The organism is Pseudoalteromonas sp. SR44-5, from assembly GCF_014163675.1.
GTDB lineage: Bacteria > Pseudomonadota > Gammaproteobacteria > Enterobacterales > Alteromonadaceae > Pseudoalteromonas > Pseudoalteromonas rhizosphaerae.
This window is the reverse complement of record NZ_JACJDT010000161.1, coordinates 1-654: the sequence shown is the minus strand read 5'-3', so window position 1 is coordinate 654 and position 654 is coordinate 1. Positions and strand designations below refer to the sequence as shown.

General features: G+C 44.0%; 1 pseudogene. It reads right to left on the bottom strand.

Going from position 1 to position 654, the window contains the following annotated elements:
- Nucleotides 1-654: pseudogene (locus H5154_RS23005) on the bottom strand (transposase); the annotation flags it as partial.

The window sequence follows — 654 nt, the reverse complement described above, 5'->3', positions numbered from 1 at the left end:
ATTTCATTGCCTGCGGGACAGCGGCAGGTTTGTGTCGTCTCATCATAATGGAAGTCGTCTGAGGTAAATAACCGTGGCTTGCCTTTACTGCGTTTTAGTCGGCGCTTTTCTTGCTCTGTCTCATAAGTTTCACTTTCTTTAAACAGCGGATTTCGTTTTCTAAATTGGTTATCCGCAATGTAAGTATCAAAGCCACTTTTCGCCATGTATTCAAGGTTCGCTTCGCTGTTAAACCCACTGTCTGCGGTGAATTTGATGGCGTGTTTATCTGAGGATTCATCTGTGCTCAGTTTATCTAACTGTTGTTTTAATTGCTTAACCGCTGGCTGCAGGGTTTGCTGCTCGCCCACTGAACCCCATGCCTGTGCTTGCAGTACAATTTGATGTTTATCGTCATTTATCGCTATCCCGTTGTAGCCTTGGATTGTACCTTTTGACGTGGTCATTTTCGCGCTATCGGGGTCGGTAATATTACTTTTAATGGGCTTACCTTTGCTGCCCGTTTTTTCCTCGTGGGTCGCTAAGAACGCCGTGATTTTATCTGCACTTTTATCCAGCTTTTCTTTTTGCTTTAAATCCTGTGTTATCAACTCTTCGCTCAGGCTATCTTGTGATTGGTGACGTTCGATAATACGTTTACTCGCGCGTTCTAGT